This window comes from Vagococcus fluvialis, from assembly GCF_048815235.1.
GTDB lineage: Bacteria > Bacillota > Bacilli > Lactobacillales > Vagococcaceae > Vagococcus.
In genome coordinates, this window is record NZ_JBMEAO010000009.1 from 25,606 (window position 1) to 43,115 (window position 17,510).

At 32.1% G+C, this 17,510-nt stretch carries 17 protein-coding genes; 4 read left to right on the forward strand and 13 right to left on the reverse strand.

Going from position 1 to position 17,510, the window contains the following annotated elements:
• Positions 1-4: 4 nt before the first annotated feature.
• On the forward strand, positions 5-2,689 hold the full coding sequence (locus ACODH8_RS07240) for an alpha-mannosidase (protein ID WP_420517650.1): 2,685 nt from the start codon (positions 5-7) through the stop codon (positions 2,687-2,689).
• A gap of 85 nt (positions 2,690-2,774) precedes the next feature.
• Here ACODH8_RS07240 and manA read toward each other — a convergent pair whose 3' ends face one another.
• The 6 genes from manA to ACODH8_RS07270 form a co-directional block, all read right to left on the reverse strand.
• Complete coding sequence (manA, locus tag ACODH8_RS07245) at positions 2,775-3,740, reverse strand: mannose-6-phosphate isomerase, class I (RefSeq protein WP_420504744.1); 966 nt, start codon at positions 3,738-3,740, stop codon at positions 2,775-2,777.
• A gap of 37 nt (positions 3,741-3,777) precedes the next feature.
• Positions 3,778-4,803: a serine hydrolase domain-containing protein gene (locus tag ACODH8_RS07250; protein WP_332464777.1), complete on the reverse strand. Its 1,026-nt coding sequence runs from the start codon at positions 4,801-4,803 to the stop codon at positions 3,778-3,780.
• 81 nt (positions 4,804-4,884) lie between these two features.
• A complete protein-coding gene (locus ACODH8_RS07255; protein WP_332464776.1) occupies positions 4,885-5,757 on the reverse strand; it encodes a VOC family protein in 873 nt (290 codons plus the stop codon).
• A gap of 148 nt (positions 5,758-5,905) precedes the next feature.
• Complete coding sequence (locus ACODH8_RS07260) at positions 5,906-7,756, reverse strand: ABC transporter ATP-binding protein (RefSeq protein ID WP_332464775.1); 1,851 nt, start codon at positions 7,754-7,756, stop codon at positions 5,906-5,908.
• The gene (locus ACODH8_RS07265) at positions 7,753-9,471 is read right to left on the reverse strand and encodes an ABC transporter ATP-binding protein (RefSeq protein WP_332464774.1); all 1,719 of its coding nucleotides are present in this window, start codon (positions 9,469-9,471) and stop codon (positions 7,753-7,755) included. Before ACODH8_RS07265 ends, ACODH8_RS07260 begins: the two co-directional genes overlap by 4 nt.
• Positions 9,468-10,139, reverse strand: a complete 672-nt coding sequence (locus ACODH8_RS07270) for a TetR/AcrR family transcriptional regulator (RefSeq protein WP_332464773.1) — start codon at positions 10,137-10,139, stop codon at positions 9,468-9,470. Before ACODH8_RS07270 ends, ACODH8_RS07265 begins: the two co-directional genes overlap by 4 nt.
• A gap of 153 nt (positions 10,140-10,292) precedes the next feature.
• Here ACODH8_RS07270 and ACODH8_RS07275 point away from each other — a divergent pair, with 153 nt between their 5' ends.
• The gene (locus tag ACODH8_RS07275) at positions 10,293-11,279 is read left to right on the forward strand and encodes an NAD(P)/FAD-dependent oxidoreductase (RefSeq protein ID WP_332464772.1); all 987 of its coding nucleotides are present in this window, start codon (positions 10,293-10,295) and stop codon (positions 11,277-11,279) included.
• A gap of 61 nt (positions 11,280-11,340) precedes the next feature.
• Complete coding sequence (locus tag ACODH8_RS07280; RefSeq protein ID WP_332464771.1) at positions 11,341-11,829, forward strand: phosphatidylglycerophosphatase A; 489 nt, start codon at positions 11,341-11,343, stop codon at positions 11,827-11,829.
• Between the two features lie 19 nt (positions 11,830-11,848).
• On the opposite strand, the gene ACODH8_RS07285 is transcribed toward ACODH8_RS07280, so the two are convergent.
• The 4 genes from ACODH8_RS07285 to ACODH8_RS07300 are packed head-to-tail and all read right to left on the reverse strand — an operon-like array spanning position 11,849 to position 15,293.
• Positions 11,849-12,496: a TIGR01906 family membrane protein gene (locus ACODH8_RS07285; protein ID WP_332464770.1), complete on the reverse strand. Its 648-nt coding sequence runs from the start codon at positions 12,494-12,496 to the stop codon at positions 11,849-11,851.
• Position 12,497: 1 nt separating this feature from the next.
• Positions 12,498-13,262, reverse strand: a complete 765-nt coding sequence (locus ACODH8_RS07290; RefSeq protein WP_332464769.1) for a TIGR01457 family HAD-type hydrolase — start codon at positions 13,260-13,262, stop codon at positions 12,498-12,500.
• 12 nt (positions 13,263-13,274) lie between these two features.
• Positions 13,275-13,916 carry a YutD-like domain-containing protein gene (locus ACODH8_RS07295; protein WP_420517651.1) on the reverse strand — a complete coding sequence of 214 codons (642 nt, stop codon included), beginning with the start codon at positions 13,914-13,916 and terminating at the stop codon, positions 13,275-13,277.
• 9 nt (positions 13,917-13,925) lie between these two features.
• Positions 13,926-15,293 carry a bifunctional UDP-sugar hydrolase/5'-nucleotidase gene (locus ACODH8_RS07300; protein ID WP_332464767.1) on the reverse strand — a complete coding sequence of 456 codons (1,368 nt, stop codon included), beginning with the start codon at positions 15,291-15,293 and terminating at the stop codon, positions 13,926-13,928.
• Between the two features lie 87 nt (positions 15,294-15,380).
• Here ACODH8_RS07300 and ACODH8_RS07305 point away from each other — a divergent pair, with 87 nt between their 5' ends.
• Positions 15,381-15,878 (forward strand): methylated-DNA--[protein]-cysteine S-methyltransferase, encoded by a 498-nt coding sequence (locus ACODH8_RS07305; RefSeq protein ID WP_420517657.1) that lies wholly within the window; start codon positions 15,381-15,383, stop codon positions 15,876-15,878.
• 33 nt (positions 15,879-15,911) lie between these two features.
• On the opposite strand, the gene ACODH8_RS07310 is transcribed toward ACODH8_RS07305, so the two are convergent.
• The 3 genes from ACODH8_RS07310 to ACODH8_RS07320 all read right to left on the reverse strand — a co-directional run bounded on the left by ACODH8_RS07310 (position 15,912) and on the right by ACODH8_RS07320 (position 17,510).
• Positions 15,912-16,055 carry a hypothetical protein gene (locus tag ACODH8_RS07310; protein ID WP_420517652.1) on the reverse strand — a complete coding sequence of 48 codons (144 nt, stop codon included), beginning with the start codon at positions 16,053-16,055 and terminating at the stop codon, positions 15,912-15,914.
• 3 nt (positions 16,056-16,058) lie between these two features.
• Positions 16,059-16,661 carry a tyrosine-protein phosphatase gene (locus ACODH8_RS07315; protein ID WP_420517653.1) on the reverse strand — a complete coding sequence of 201 codons (603 nt, stop codon included), beginning with the start codon at positions 16,659-16,661 and terminating at the stop codon, positions 16,059-16,061.
• A 93-nt stretch (positions 16,662-16,754) separates the two neighbouring features.
• A complete protein-coding gene (locus ACODH8_RS07320; RefSeq protein ID WP_332464764.1) occupies positions 16,755-17,510 on the reverse strand; it encodes a hypothetical protein in 756 nt (251 codons plus the stop codon).

Sequence of the window (17,510 nt, forward strand, 5' to 3'; positions counted from 1 at the left end):
TAACATGAAGAAAAAAGTATATATTATCTCTCATAGTCATTGGGACCGTGAATGGTACATGCCTTATGAGCAACATCATATGCGTTTAATTACTTTAATTGACGACTTATTAGAACAATTTGAAACAAATCCTGACTTTAATAGTTTCCATTTAGATGGACAAACTATTAGTTTAGATGATTACTTAGAAGTTCGCCCAAATAAACGTGAAGCACTTCAAAAAGCAATCACAGAAGGTAAATTAAAAATTGGACCATTTTATATCTTACAAGATGACTTTTTAACAAGTTCTGAATCTAATACTCGTAACATGTTAGTTGGACTTGAAGAAAGTAAAAAATGGGGAGCTCCTGTTAAATTAGGTTATTTCCCTGATACTTTTGGTAACATGGGACAAGCTCCTCAAATGATGCTTGAAGGCGGTCTTGATGTAACGGCTTATGGCCGCGGTGTTAAACCAACTGGCTTTAATAACGTTGTTATCAATGACGAAAAATACACTTCTCAATACTCTGAAATGTGGTGGGAAGGATCTGATAAGTCTAAAGTTTTAGGCCTATTATTTGCTAACTGGTACAGTAACGGAAATGAAATTCCAACTGAAAAAGAAGCAGCTATCAAGTTCTGGGATACAAAATTAGCTGACGCTGAACAATTTGCGTCTACTGATCACTTATTAATGATGAACGGTTGTGACCATCAACCACTTCAAAAAGATGTGACAGATGCCATTAAATTAGCTAATGAATTATATCCTGATTATGAATTCTTACACAGTAACTTTGAAGACTATATCAATGCTGTAAAAGCTGACTTACCTGAAGATTTAAACACTGTTGAAGGAGAATTAACGTCTCAAGAAACAGACGGTTGGTATACATTAGCTAACTGTTCTTCTTCTCGTATTTACTTAAAACAACGTAATACTGAAGTGTCTCGCCAATTAGAAAATATCACTGAGCCTCTTGCTACAATGGCTGCTGAAATTACCGGCGAGTATCCTCATGATCAATTACGTTATGCTTGGAAATTATTAATGCAAAATCACCCACACGATAGTATTTGTGGCTGTAGTGTAGATGAAGTTCATCAAGAAATGATGACTCGTTACTTGAAATCACATGAAGTTGGTAAGTTCTTAGCAAATGAAGCTTTAGAAACACTAACAAATGCAATTGACACTAGCAACTTCCCAGAAGGTAGCAAACCATTTGTGGTTGTTAATACAGCTGGTCAAAATAAAACTGGCTATGTAGAAACAATGATCGAATGGAAACGCAAACCATTTAGCCAAGGTTCTCCTGGTGAATTATACTATTCATTAAAAGATGAAGAAAAAACATCATTTAATGTGGTAGATGAAAATGGCCAAAGTGTTCCTGTTGAAATTTTAGATGTCGAAACTACATTTGGTTATGATTTACCAAAAGATGCTTTTAGAATTCCATTTATGGCAACTTATGTTAAAGTTCGTCTTCATTTAGATAAAATGGCTGGTCTTTCTTGGAAAGGTTTCGCCTTAGTTGAAGGAGAAACTTTAGCTATCAATGACTCAACTATTTATGATGAAGCTACACAAACATTAGAAAATAGCTCAATTAAAGCAGTTATTTCTGAAGATGGTCGTTTAAACGTCACTGACAAGAAAAATGATGTAACTTACAACAATATGTTAACATTTGAAAATGTTGGGGATATTGCTAATGAGTATATCTTTAAACAACCTAAAAACGATACACCTATTTTTGCTCATGAGTTTCCTTATGAGATTGAAGTTAAAACTAATAATGCGTTAATTGCAGAAATTATTTTAAAACAAACGATGATGATTCCTCATGCAGCAGAAGAGTTACTTCAAGAAGAAATGAAAGCTGTATTAGAAATGCGTCAACGTAATGCTGGACGTAGTTCTGAATTAATTCCTTTTGTTATGGAAACAACAATTACCTTAGAGAAAAATAGTGAGCAATTAAAATTTGCTACTTATTACAATAACCAAAGTGAAAATCACCGTCTACGTGTGTTATTCCCTACTGGTATTGACACCGATAAACACTATGCTGAAAGTATTTTTGAAGTGATTGAGCGTCCTAATGGTGTTAGTGCTTCTTGGACTAACCCAACAAACCCTCAACATCAACATTCATTTGTTAACGTTCAAGACGACTCTAAAGGTGTTACTGTTTCAAACTTTGGTATCAATGAATACGAAATTTTAAATGAGGACAATACAATTGCCTTAACGATTCTTAGAAGTACTGGAGAACTTGGTGACTGGGGTTACTTCCCAACACCAGAAGCACAATGTATTGGTGAAAATACAATCGAGTTTGCTTTAGCTTTCCACACTAAAGAAGATAAATTTGACTCATTTAAAGATGGACAAGCGTTCCAAATCCCATTCTCTGTTAAACAAACAGGTATTCATTCTGGTGATTTAAATGCGACTCAAACTTTCGCTACAATTGATTCTGAACAATTCCTATTAACTGCACTTAAACGTAAAGAAAATGAAATGGATATTATTTTACGTGGTTATAACTTATCAAATGATACTTCTTCATCATTATCAATCGAAGTCCCTAACTATAAAGGTATTCGTGGAACATTAATTGAAGAAAAATCTGATAAAGAATTTACAAATACATTATCTCCAGCTGAGATTCATACAACTATTTGGAGTAAGTAAGACAAAAAGAAGCGGCTAAAGTCGCTTCTTTTTTTATTTAACAATAAAAAAAGAGAAGAACTATTTCAAGTCTTCTCTCTTAAATTTATCTATTTTTAGTTCCTGGTTCAGAAGCAATAATTTTTAAATCGCCTTCTAATCTTACTTTTTCAACTGATGTTGGTAAAATAAAATGTTGGCCTTTTTTAATTTCAATTTTTTCAGCTTCATCATTTAAATACACATAACCAAATCCATCTAATACACTTACTAATGTGTATGGAGCTGTCGTTTTAACATTTAAAACACCTGATACAGACCAGTCGTAAACGTTGAAGTAGTCTGATTTAATAAATGTTGTAATGCTAGACTCACCTTGGTTTTCTTGTTGGATGCCTAATATTGGATCCACATGAGGAATAGTCGTTACATCTAATGATTGTTGAATATGAAGTTCTCTCGGGTTACCCGCATCATCTTTTCTATCATAATCATAAACACGATACGTTGTATCACTACTTTGTTGTGTTTCTAAGATCATAATTCCTTTTCCAATCGCATGAATCGTACCACTAGGAACAAAGAAGAAGTCTCCTGCTTGAACTGGAATACGTCTTAACAAATGATCCCAGTCACCACTAGTTATCATTTCTTCTAATTCTTCTTTTGATTTAGCATGATGACCATAAATAATTTCAGAACCTTCGTCAGCACTAATGATATACCAACATTCTGTTTTACCTAGTTCTCCTTCATGCTCTTTTCCATATAAATCATCTGGATGCACTTGAACAGATAAATCATCTGCTGCATCTAAAATTTTAGTTAATAAAGGAAAGACTTCTTCATTCGGATTACCAAATAATTCTGGATGATTTTTCCAAAGTTCATCTAACTTTTCACCTTTAAAAGGCCCATTTTCAATGGTACAAACACCGTGTGGATGCGCGCTTATTGCCCAACATTCACCTACTTGATCGCTTTCTAATGGGTAATCAAATTCCTCTTTTAACTTAGTTCCACCCCAAATTTTTTCTTGAAATACTGGTTTTAAAAATAAAGGTTCTAACATGTTTAGCCTCCTAAATTGCGTTTCATTTGATATATCATTATAGCATTTTTTCTCTCTCTTGTCTTTCAGATAAATAGATTTTAATTAATTCATCTCGAAGTTCAAGGTATTCTTCTCTGTTATCAACTGGATGAACACGATTGGATAGAAAAATAAAAGCTTCTTCTGCTAATACATCAATTATCATAAATGTTCCCGTATAGCCTGTATGATATAAAATCAATCTTTCATCAAAAGGTAACAAATCCCAACCTAATGAACGTTTGGGACAGTCCCCCAACGTGTAGCTCTCCAATAAGCTTAAAATAGTTTGTTCTTTTAATAATCTAGTCCCTTTATAAATACCTTTTTGCAACATCATCTGAACAAAATGCAATGAGTCTTCCACAGAAGAAAATAAACCAGCACTTCCACAAGTTTCAGCTAATACAAACGCTTTTGGATCATGAACTTCTCCCTTAATGATACCTCTTTTTTTAGTTACTTCTGTTGGAGCAATATATTTTTTTTCTGATAACGAAAAACCACTTTGATTCATTTCTAATGGTTTTAATATTTCCTCTAAAAAAACATATTGCGCAGGTTTCTTAAATAGTTCTTCTATTAAAAAACCCAATAAAACGGTTCCTGTATCTGTATAGACTACTTTTTTACCTCTTTCATTTCCAGAGGTCAGACTTAAAATAGCATCACGAAGTTCTTCTTTATTTAATTCATCACGATTAGGTATATAAGGATTAATATCAGAAGTATGAGTCAGTAACTCTCTTATTGTTACCTCCTCATCTAAAAATTCCGGTAAATATTTTTTAAACGGGGCATCTATCTCAATTAGCTTTCGTTCTACTAATTGAAGTATGACTGTTGTTGTACAGATTACTTTAGTTAATGATGCCATATCATAGAGCGTTCCTTTTTCTAATATTACCTCATTAGGAACTAATTCTTTATTACCATAAACTTCATTAACTAAATTTTCTTTAGAGATAAACGCATATGAAGCACCCGGTATTTTTTTAGTATCAACTAATTGTTTTATAAATTTTATCGTCGTTTTATACATTTTCGTCTCCTACCTTAACCATTTTTTTATCTTAATTTATATTGATAAAAAAAGCCGACTCAAAATGAGTCGACTAACCTATTAATGTTTTAACACGATAAACCATAACTGAATTCCATTTGGATCAGATAGGCCTATTATTTTTTTACCTTTGTTAAAATAATACTCAACTTGTTTTGTTTCTAATTGCTCTTTTAATTCAATTAAAGAGTCAATAGTTGGCATTTCAAATGTAATGTGATCAACGCCTAAATCAGTGTTCTTAATTGCTGAACAGTTTGCTGCTGGTGTCCATTCATTCAATGCAATATGATGATGATAATCATTAATAGATAAAAATTTAGTGCTAATCAAGTCGTTATTCTTCAATGAAAAACCTAATACATCATGATAAAAAGCAAAACTTTCATCTAAATTGGACACAGATAAATGAACATGTCCCATTTTAGTTTCATCTGAAATTTCATCGAATTCACCTTTAACTTTTGAAAGAAAAGATTGAATATTTAGTACTTTTGTCACACCATTTATTTTACCTTCTTTAATAGGCCATTCTGATTCTGGTTTATCCCAGCCAATGTTAATACGATTACCTTCAGGGTCATTGATATAAACACTTTCTGCGTATCCATGATCACTTTTTCCTTCAATCGGATAATTGGTCAAGAGTAAGTGTTTTAAAAACAAAGCAAACTCTTCTCTAGTAGGAAAAACAAAAGCAACGTGATAAAGTCCAGTTAATGTATTGGAGCCTTCTTTGCCCTCAGGTTCTCTGATTAAACCAAGTAACTTTCTTTTTTGACTACCGATTCCCATTATAGCCATGTCATTTTCTTCATTAATTAAATGAAACCCTAACACATGACGATAAAACTCAATCATCTTATCTAAATCTTTTACTTTTAAAGCAACTGATGCCAACCTGGTATTCTGATCTAAGGAAAAACTCCCCATACAACTAATTCCTCCTAAAAAATATTATCTTAACTAAATACTATTAAATAAAGCCTTCACAGAACATTGTACCAATTTTTGTAAAAACATACCAATAATATAGTTATTTTTTTGATAAGATTTTTTTTAGTAACAAATGATAAAACTCTTATATAGCAATTTCTTCACTAAATTGACTCTGATAAAGGTCGGCATAAAAGCCTTTCTTAGCCATTAGCTCCTCATGATTACCAGTTTCTATGATATCTCCTTGGTTCATTACAATAATATTATCTGCATTTCTTATAGTTGATAAACGATGAGCGACAACAAAACTTGTTCTATTTTTTAATAACTCTTCCATACCAGATTGAATTAATAACTCTGTTCTCGTATCAACACTGGATGTCGCTTCATCCAATATTAACATTTCTGGATTGGATAGAAACGCTCTAGCAATAGTTAATAGCTGGCGTTGCCCTTGTGAAATATTAGAAGCTTCTTCATTTAAAACAGTATGATACCCCTCTGGAAGTTTTCTGATAAAATCATCTGCTCTTGCTATTCGAGCAGCTTCATATACTTCTTCTTCAGTCGCCTCTATATTACCATACCGAATATTATCGAATATAGTTCCTGTGAATAACCAAGTATCTTGTAAAACCATAGAGATATCTTCTCTTAAACTTTCGCGGCTCATTAGACGAATATCTTTATTTTTATAAAGAATGTGCCCACTCGACACATCGTAAAATCGTTCCAATAAATTAATTAACGTTGTTTTTCCTGCTCCTGTCGGCCCTACAATTGCTATTTTTTGACCTTTTTGGACTTCTAAATTAAAATCCTTCATAATTAATTGATCTTCTAAATAACCAAAAGCCACATGTTGAAAAGAAATTTCCGCGGAAGTATCTTTAACCGTTGTTTCATCCACTTCAGGATCTAACATTTCAATTTCATCAAGGACCTCAAAAATTCTCTCTGCTGATGCAATCGTTGCTTGAATGGTATTGATTAAATTAGCCATCTGACTAAGTGGTTGAGAAAATTGATTGGTGTATTGCATAAATGCTTGAACGTTACCTATTGTTATTTGGCCACTCGCTACTTGGATTCCTCCAATGACCGCCACAAAAACATAACTAATATTTTTTATGAAATTCATTAAAGGCATAATCATAGCTGAAATAAATTGAGCTTTCCAACTAGAATGAAACAGCTCCTCATTTTTGTCCTCAAACTCTTTTATGTTAGCTTCCTCACGGTTAAAACTTTTAACCACTGTATGGGCACCATAGGACTCTTCTATTTGATTATTCAAAAGTCCAAGTGTTTTTTGTTGTTTCGCAAAATATTTTTGAGATTTTGGTGCGATTAACATCGTTACGATTAAACTTAATGGAACAGTAATAAATGCCACCAATGTTAACTTCCAACTAATGCTTAACATCATAAACAAGACTCCAAAAAACATCACAATACTTGTAACCATTTGAGTTAAACTCTGTTGAAGAGTTCCAGAAATATTATCCATATCATTTATTGCCCTAGACATAATATCTCCATTAGCATGCGTATCATAATAAGAAACAGGTACTTTTCCCATTTTTTCTTTCATCTCTTGACGCAATTCATACACAGTCTGTTGAGAAAGTTTCGTCATAATAACTTGTTGAATAAAACTAAAGAGAGCTGAAATAACATACATCCCTAAAACAATGAGAATAATTGTCCAAATTTTATCAAAATCAATTGGCATTTTATCCATTTTTATTCCTTGTTTCATTTGTTCCTTTCCAATCATTAAGCCCTTAAATATCTCTGTAGTCGCTTCACCTAATATTTTAGGGGTTCTGATTTGGAAAATAGTCGAAGTTATGGCAAGTACTAATACCAATAAAATTAAATAAACTCTTTTTGACATATAGCTAAATAGCCGTTTTAATGTTTTACCAAAGTTTTTTGGTTTGTCTGCTTTTGTTTTCCCTTTTGAACCATGTCCTGGTCTGCCACTCATGCGATTTCCTCCTCTCTCAATTGAGAGTGAATTATTTCTTGATAGGTTGTATTCGTTTCTTTTAATTCTTGATGTCTTCCTTTACCAACCATTAATCCCTGATCTAAAACAATAATTTGATCTGCATCAACGACTGTACTTATTCTTTGAGCTACAATGATAACTATCGCTTCTTTTATTTCTTCTTTTAATGCCTTTCTAAGTAAAGCATCTGTTTTGAAATCAAGTGCTGAAAATGAATCGTCAAAAATATAAATGTCTGCTTGTTTAATAAGAGCACGAGCGATACATAATCTTTGTTTTTGCCCCCCTGAGAAGTTATCTCCACCTTGTTCAACAACACTATCTAACCCTTCAGGTAGTTTAGAAACAAAATCTTTTGCTTGAGCCGTTTCTAAAGCTTTCCACATCTCTTCTTCTGTTGCTTCAGGATAACTGAATAAAAGATTTGATCGAATCGTTCCTGAAAATAGAATTGCTTTTTGCGGAACTAAACCTATACCATCTCGCAAATCTTTTTGTTTAACTAATGAATTATCAACTCCATTAATTAAAATGTTGCCTTCTTCTGGTTGATAAAAACGAGGAATCAAGTTGATTAGTGTTGTTTTTCCAGAACCTGTCCCTCCAATTATAGCTATGGTTTCTCCTTTAGAAGCCTTGAAATCCACACCACTTAATACTGGTTTTTCAGCACCCTCATATCTAAACTGAACCTTATCAAACATTAAGTTTTTATCTTGAGTAAACAAACTAGGTTCAGTTGGGTCTTTAATATCATTTTTCAAATCAAGGACTTCATTAATTCTGACAGCAGATGCTTGAGCTCTAGGAACTAAGACAAATATCATCGTCATCATCATAAAACTCATTAGTATTTGCATCGCATAAGTCATAAATGCCATCATATTTCCGACTTCTAATGTTCCTTCTGCTACATTGTGACCACCAAACCAAATAATAGAAACATTAGTTAAACTGATAACTAAAGTAATCACCGGCATTAAGAAACTCATTAAGATATTAACTCGAATGGCAGTTTGAGTATAATCTGAGTTAGCATCATCAAATCTTTTTTCTTCAAATTTAGTTCGATTAAAAGCTCTAATAACTCTTATTCCTGTAAGACCTTCTCTAAAAACTAAATTCAATTTATCTGTTTTTTCTTGTAAACTTTTAAACAAAGGAATGGCAAAATACATCACCACTCCTACAATCACAAGTAAAGTAGGAATAATATAGATAAAAATCTTGGTTAATTCTGGATCTCTTGTATACGCTAGAAGACTTGCTCCGATAAGTGTAATAGGGGCATTTATCATTAATCGTAAGGACAATTGTGTTACCATTTGAACTTGGTTCACATCATTTGTTGTTCTAGTAATTAATGAAGCCGTCCCAACTTGATCAAACGCGGTATTAGATGAGTAAGAAACTTTTTCATAAATCTCTGAGCGTAGTTTCTTTCCTAATTTTTGTCCTTCTCTCGTTGATATTAACGTATTACAAATCGAAGCGACAATTCCGATTAATGAGACGCCTATCATAATAAGCCCCATTTGAAGAATGTATTTGGTATCGCCTTGCGTAACCCCTTTATCAATAATATTAGATGTCAAAGTAGGTAAATAAAGGTCACTGATAATTTGAATCACCATAAATATCACTGCACCTATTACTGCACCTATGGACATTTTTTTTATCATTCGAATCATTTTTTCACTCCATTCTCTAACCAATTAAGTTTTAATTCAAAATCCGATTGCAATAATTTTAAATCAACTTCTTTACCAAAAGCTTTCATTCGAAAACCTTCATTCATTGTATGAAATAACATTGACCATAATTGATGAATTAACATCATAAACTCTCGATCATTTGATACTTGTAACTCGCTTTGGTCAACACATTCTTTTAATTTTATATAAATATTATTTGTACCTTGATGGTGCTTTCTAAAATGTGATTCGTGGGCTTTTTTTTGTTTATCTGACGAACCACTCATCATCATTTGATGACTTCTCGTATAATTAATGTGTTGGAAGATACTTTTAAATAAATCACGATTTTCACCCTCAAACACTTCCAATAAGTAATAACTAAAAAATAGTTTAAAACTTTTGAATAGATCTCCTTCATTTATAGTTAGAATTTCTATAAATTTACTTTCAGGCTCAGCTTTAATTAGTGAAAAGACATAAAAAAATATATCGTCTTTGTCTGAAAAATATTGATAAAAACTCCCTCTTGGAATATCAGCATATTTAATAATATTGGCTACAGAAGCTTCTTGAATGGATACTTCGGAAAATTCTTTTTTAGCAGCTAAGATTATTTTTTCTTTTTTTTCTTCGTCTAATCTAAAAAAAGTATCTGTTGGCATTTTTATCCCCCCTTAATTAATGACACAGTGTCATTATATGTGACACTGTGTCATGTAGTCAATAAATATCCCTTAAACAATCAAAAAAATTTCTTTTCAAGTTACTTTCATCTATACTAAGCTGTGAGATTTAATTTTGAAGGAGACAAACTAATGACTGATAACATATACGATATTACAATAATAGGTGGTGGTCCAGCTGGTTTATTCGCTGGATTCTACGCTGGAATGAGACAAGCAAAAACTAAAATTATTGAAAGTTTACCTAACTTAGGAGGCCAACTTTCACTGCTGTATCCTGAAAAACTAATCTATGATGTTGCGGGCTTCCCTAATATTAAAGCGCAAGATTTAGTTAATAATCTTACTAAACAAATTGAACCTTTTAATCACAGTATTTGCTTAGAAGAAACAGTCCTTTCCTTTGATCAAGAAGATAATATCTTTAAAATACAAACGGACAAAGAACTTCACTTTTCTAAAACAATCATCATTGCTGCAGGAAATGGTTCTTTTCAACCAAGACGATTAAACGTTGAAGGAAACGAAGAATTTGAAAAAAAACAATTACATTATTATATAAAAAATATGGAAGACTTCGCTAATCAAGATATTGTTCTGTGTGGGGGCGGAGATTCAGCCGTTGACTGGGCATTAATGCTTGAAAAAATTGCTAATTCAGTCACACTTATTCATAGAAGACCTGAATTTAGAGCACATGAACATAGCGTAAAACAATTAAAAGAATCAAAGGTTATTATTAAAACTCCTTTTGTAATTGACCAACTAAATAAACATAATGACATACTAGATTCATTGACAATCAAAAATCCAAAAGAAGATGTAACTGAAGTTATTTCCTTAGATCACTTAATAGTAAATTACGGTTTTTCTTCTTCGTTAGGACCAATCAAAAAATGGCCATTAGACTTTAAAGGATCATCTATACTAACAACAAGTAACACTTCTACTTCAATCCCTGGTGTCTTTGCTATTGGAGATATCACAACTTATGAGGGTAAAGTAAAATTAATAGCAACTGGCTTTGGAGAAGCTCCAACTGCTGTGAATAATGCTATGCATTTTATGAATCCAAAAGAACGACTACAACCTATGCATAGTACAAGTCTTTATGAGTAATAAATAAATATTGCACTTTGATAACCACTTTTGTATAATACTTATATTATGAGGTGAGAAAATGAATGTAAAAAAAGAAACATTAAGGGAAAGTGCTAAAGCACTATTAATTAAACGAGGCGTTACATTAGATGATATTGCAGATTTAGTTTTTTTCTTACAAAAAGACTATGTGGAACATTTAACACTCCAAGTATGTAAAGATAATGTAGAGGCAGTACTTGAAAAAAGAGAAATTCAAAATGCTATTGTAACAGGTATCCAACTTGATATCTTAGCTGAAGAAGGTAAACTTCTTCAACCTCTACAAGAAATTGTTGAAACAGATGAAGGGTTATACGGTATTGATGAAATATTAGCTTTAGGCATTGTGAATGTCTATGGTTCAATTGGATTTACTAATTATGGTTACATTGATAAAGTAAAACCTGGTATTTTAGCTAAGTTAAACTCACACGATAGTGGTGAAGTTCATACATTCTTAGACGATATCGTTGGCGCAATTGCAGCAGCCGCTGCAAGTCGATTAGCCCACTCTTTACCAAATTAAAAAAATGGATGAACATTAATTAATGTTCATCCATTTTTGTTATTCTTTTTAATTGTATTCTACCTATAATAATAAAGCTAACTATAAATAAAACAAACAAACTAAAAAACAAAATGAAACAATGCATAAAATAATCTTGAGGTAAAACTGTAATAATTGGATCTGTTACTGGATCAAATATCCATGCATCATTGTTAAAAAATACTTCATGAAACTTAACAAAAAAAGTATCAAACGCTGTTGCCATAAAAAACAACAACACAACTAATCCAGATAGCACAATGGTAAAGGGTCTAACTAACTGCCATAGTGTTTTTTCTTTTATTTTATTTTTTAGTAAAAATACACTCGGGATAAGAGTAATTAACATGACTAAATAATTAATCTGAAAAAGTCTCTTCACCTCATAAAAATGGAGAGCTCCACTTTCTGAGACAGGAAAATCAACCATTTGAAGAGGATTAACCCAGAAAAAGTTTAAATAAGTCATTAACTGGTCATAATTTTTCATTAATTCACTTTTAGATAAGGTTACATAATCCAAAATTCCAAGTTGATTGATATCCATCACATAAAGCCATCTGGCGTTAATTGTTAGTGTAATAGCTAAACTCAGTAAAAAGAGAATTAAGCAAATAAGCTGACTGTTTTTCTTTAGAGTCATCATCCTAAATAATCCACTCATCCAAAGAATTAACTACATGAGTCGGTGCCACTGGAAGAGAGCTAACATCTTCTTTTTTGGTAAAACCTGTTAATACTAACAAGCTATCAATATCATTATTAATACCTGCACAAATATCTGTTTCATAATTATCCCCAACCATCACAACATCTTCTTTACTAAGTTCAAGCTTGGCTAATGCTTTTTCCATAATAATTGATTCCGGTTTTCCCATAATCGTACTCTTTTGCTGGGTTGATGTTTCGATAAGCTTAATGAAACTACCTGCACCAGGAGTTAACCCTTCATCTGTAGGAAGATTTTTGTCAGGATTAGTTCCAATAAAATACGCTCCCTTTCGAATGGCAAGTGTAGCTATTTTTAACTTATCATATGAAATCTCACTATCTAATCCAACTACAACATAATCAGGATTAGTTTCGTTTAACTCAAATCCTGACTCAAAAATCCCCTCTTTTAAGCCAGATTCACCAATCACATAAACTTGATTCCCTAGGTTTAATTCTCTCATATAGTCAACTGTTGCTAAAGTTGCAGTATAAATAGTCTCTTCGGGGACTTTGATTTGAAAGGTTGTAGCTAATTTTTCTTTAACAGCTTTAGGTGTCTTAGTTGTATTATTCGTTACAAACATAAACGGTATCTCTTTTTCTTGAAGTCTTTCGATAAAACGACGACCAGCTTCAATAGGTTCATTACCTAAATAAATCGTTCCATCAAGATCAATTAAATAGCCTTTATAGCTCACAAGTAACCACTCCTATTCTTCTTCTTTTTTTCTAATCGTAAACTGATGTTTTCCACCAGTTTTATTAGTTGAAGTTTCTTTTACTGTTTTTTTATTAGGAGTTGCTTTTTTGGGTTGGCTTGAAGGACCTTTTTTGTTGCTCTTAAAGGTCGGTTTCTTTTTATTTTTGTTTTGATTATAACGTTTTTCTTCCGTATGAGCTTTATTTTTAGGCTTACTGCTGTTATTAGCTTTACTTGCATTATTCTTCTTAGGTCCAGAAGAAGTACGTCCACGACGCTTAAATTCTCCTGTTTGTTGAATAACAAAATAAGCACATCCAAAGTTACAATACTCATATAAATAATCTTCTAAGGTACTAATTTTAGCATCAATAGGAGCACTCTTAAAATCATCTAAAAAGAAGCCTTTTAAACGAAGTTGATCGTATCCCCAATCTCCTACAATAAAATCGTACTTATCTAAAACATCATTATACCTTTTAATAGTTGCCTCGTAAGCAAAGCCATCTCGATAATTTTTTACTAATTTATAAGTACCTTGACCTAAAGTGAAATTTTCAGGCGAAAAACTATCTAATAAAGCTTGTAATGCCTCATCTATTTTTTCTTCTTCTTGTTGTTCTTCCACTACTTCATTTTTTATTTCTGTCATATTAACACCTCATTTTTCTAAGCTTACTTTGATATACTCCCCAACGATTGTTCTTAAAAAATCTGAGCTAACTATCTCAATTTTCCCTGCAATTTCCAAGGTTGGGAAAAAGGGTAGGAATGATAAATAATCTACAGTTGCTAATGTATAATCTTTTTCATCATCAATTACTTGGTTACACCAAGTTACCTCTTTTGTTTCTTTGGAATAAGCAAGACCATCATAACACATTTGACCAAAATATTTCCCTCTAAATTTCATACCAATTACATGAAATCTATTTAAAAAAGCTCTGTTCTTCTCAATTTCATAAACAAGTCGCTTCACGTCACTGCCTTTTAGAGTTACCTTAATAATATTCATTGGGTGTGGCAAACATTCATGTAGATCTTTTTTAGTTACTAAACCTTTATCTAAATTAGTTATTATTAGGCCCGTATTTAGAAGAGCTACGTCAACACCTGCATACTCCTTAACTGCATCTAAAGCAATTGCCATAAGTGACGTCTCTTTTATTAATGTTTCAGATAACTCGCCTAATTGTTGCTCTTTTAATAAATTTTCGCCCTCTAATTTATAATTCGCAATTTCTACTAAATCTTGTGTTCTTTCTTCCAACACAGCTACTTCTGTTGTTACTGCTTTTTTTTCAATCAGATGATGATTATGTATCTCTAATTCAACTTCACCAATATACTCACCAAAACGGCCAGCAGAAGCAAGTAACGTCTCTTCCCAAACTAAGCCATCTTTTAATAAATGATGTGTATGCGACTCCAAAATAACATCTATCTCCTTAAAGTGTTCCGCAATTTTTTTATCATCTGGTAATCCTAAATGGGATAATAAAACAATGATATCGCTATTTTTTTTAACCTCTGGAAGTAGTTTTTCTAAACATTCTATAGGATTCATCACATGCCACCCGAAAGGATTATAGGCTTCATCTAAAGGAACGGTTAAACCAATAAACCCAATCCTTGTTCCTTGATTTGTTTTAAAAATATCATATGCTTTTGCCCATTCAGGAATTGACATTGTATCTTTATCGTATAAATTAGCTAATAATAATGAAAAATTCCCATTGTCATACAGATGGTTTAACTCATTTTTGCTATTTGTCATGCCCTCATTGTTACCTATAGTAGCGTAGTCATAAGTAACTTGATTCATAATTTCAACGTTAGCTATGCCATTAGTTACATCAGTTAGTGGATGGAATCGATCCATGAAATCCCCTAAATCTACTGTAATGTATTCTTCTTTATTTCTAGCAATTAATTCTTGTTTATCTATAATAAAACGTCTCATTCTAGGCCAATTCTCAAAATGAGAATGTAAGTCGTTTGTATGTAGTAGGTGTATCTTTTCTATCATGATTAATTCGTACCTTTCTTAATGCTCTCCATGTTTAATACTACCATAAGTTAGAAAAATCGGATATGATGATGCTACAAGGATGTGATAATTTTGTATTTTTCATATGGACCAATCCACTTACTTATCAAAGCCAATAATCAAGGCATTACCAATATCGATTTTGTATCTGAAGAAGAAACTAACTCTGCTTTACAATCTCGTTTTTCTAAAGAAACCACTCAACATTTAAACCATGCTGTAAGAGAATTAAATGCTTACTTTAACGGTGAGCTAGATAACTTTACAGTACCTACTGATTTTCAAATAGGTACATCTTTTCAGCAAAAAGTTTGGCATGCTTTAACAAGAATTCCCTTTGGAGAAATCAGAAGCTACCAAGATATCGCAATAGCTGTTGATTCACCTAAAGCTCAGCAAGCAGTTGGACAAGCCAATCGCAGAAATCCTATTCCAATCATTATTCCCTGTCACCGAGTCATTGGTAAAAATGGGCAACTAGCAGGTTATTCTGGTAATTCAGAAGAAGGTTTAATGATAAAACAGTTTTTACTAGACTTAGAACACAAAAAAGAAAGAGATTGAAAAAATCAATCTCTTTCTCTTTTATTCTATTTATTAAGCTGTAAAATGATGTTTCATCTCACCAAAGAAATCTTTTGGCATATTTAATGCGTCGACCACATATCCTTCAAAGCTGCCAAATTCTTTATTAATTAACCCAAATGAATGTTCCAAGTAACGTTGATCTACATTCATCATGACTCATACTTCTCTTAGCTGCTCTTCTGTTAATCCTTTAGCTCTTAAATCATCAATAATTAATTGGTTTGCATCTTTTCTCATGTCATTAGTTTTTAAATAATCTTCAAAGATGTATTTATCTGACACCCCTAATGATTTCAAAATAATAGCTGCACCTAATCCTGTTCTGTCTTTTCCTGCAAAACAATGGAATAAAATGGGTGACTCCGGTTGAGAAACAATACGTTCTAAAAATTGTTGGTATCCTTTTTGTGCCCCATCAGTTAAAACTAAACTTTCATATAGCTCTAACATTCCTTTATCAGCACTTGATGAGCCCTTTAATAAATCTTCAAAACTAGCTCCTTGGCCTTTAACATCTTTTAAAATATCGATATTAATATAATCAACACCATTTAAGGTATCGTCTGGTCTTTCAGAAGTTTCTATTTGCCCTCTTAAATCAATGATTGTTTTTAATTTATAATCATGAATTAAACTATTCACAGCACTTTCTTGTAGATTAACGACTTCACCACTTCTTAAAAAAAAGCCTGGTTTAACATGTTTGCCTTCTACTGTGGGCATATTCCCAATATCTCTAAAGTTTACTAAAGAATTCATTCTATTCCTCCTACATAATACGTCGATTTAAAAAACTTATTTACATTATATCATTAGTTATCTGACATAAATACAAAAAGGGCCTAAGCCCTTTTAAATAAAACTATGTCTAAACATTTCAATTTTCTTAACGTATTTACGACTTAAAAAGAAAAACAACGTTGTTAACAATATCAACACGATGACGGGGATAACTACTGATGGCACAAGGCTTTGTCCTGTACCAAGTAAAAAACCTAAAATCATGATACTATACCCAATCATTTGATTCGACCAGTATGGTAGGCTAAACAAAATGCCTAAAACGATAATAAGTAGCATAGCAATTGAGATAATAATTGTTTTTTTCTTTAAAGCGAAGGTACTAATTAAAAGTAATGTTGTAAATTGTAATAAACAAAATATTGCTAATGCAATTAATAAACCTGTTAATATTAGCTGGATCCATTTATTACTAACTAAATCTTCAAAATAAACATTGTTTACTTTAACGAGTAATTGATTTTTGGAAATACTTGGTATCATCTGTACTAACCATGTATGGGCCATTATCAACAGACTAGCTATTAAACTAATGATCAGCTGAACAATTGTAGTTCGGCTAATAATCACTTGTCTACTAAACGAATGATACGTATATAGTTTTAAACTACTCGCTGTTAACACCCAAGTACTTAAAGCTAGAAAAATAATAAAGATATAACTAAAATCATCAAAATTCATTGGCAGTGTCATATATTCTTGAAGCACAATAAAACCACCTAAACACACACCATATATCACTAAAAATAAAGCTAAAGATTTTAATTGTCTGTATAGCTGGGTTTGAATGATAGCTGCTTTATTCAT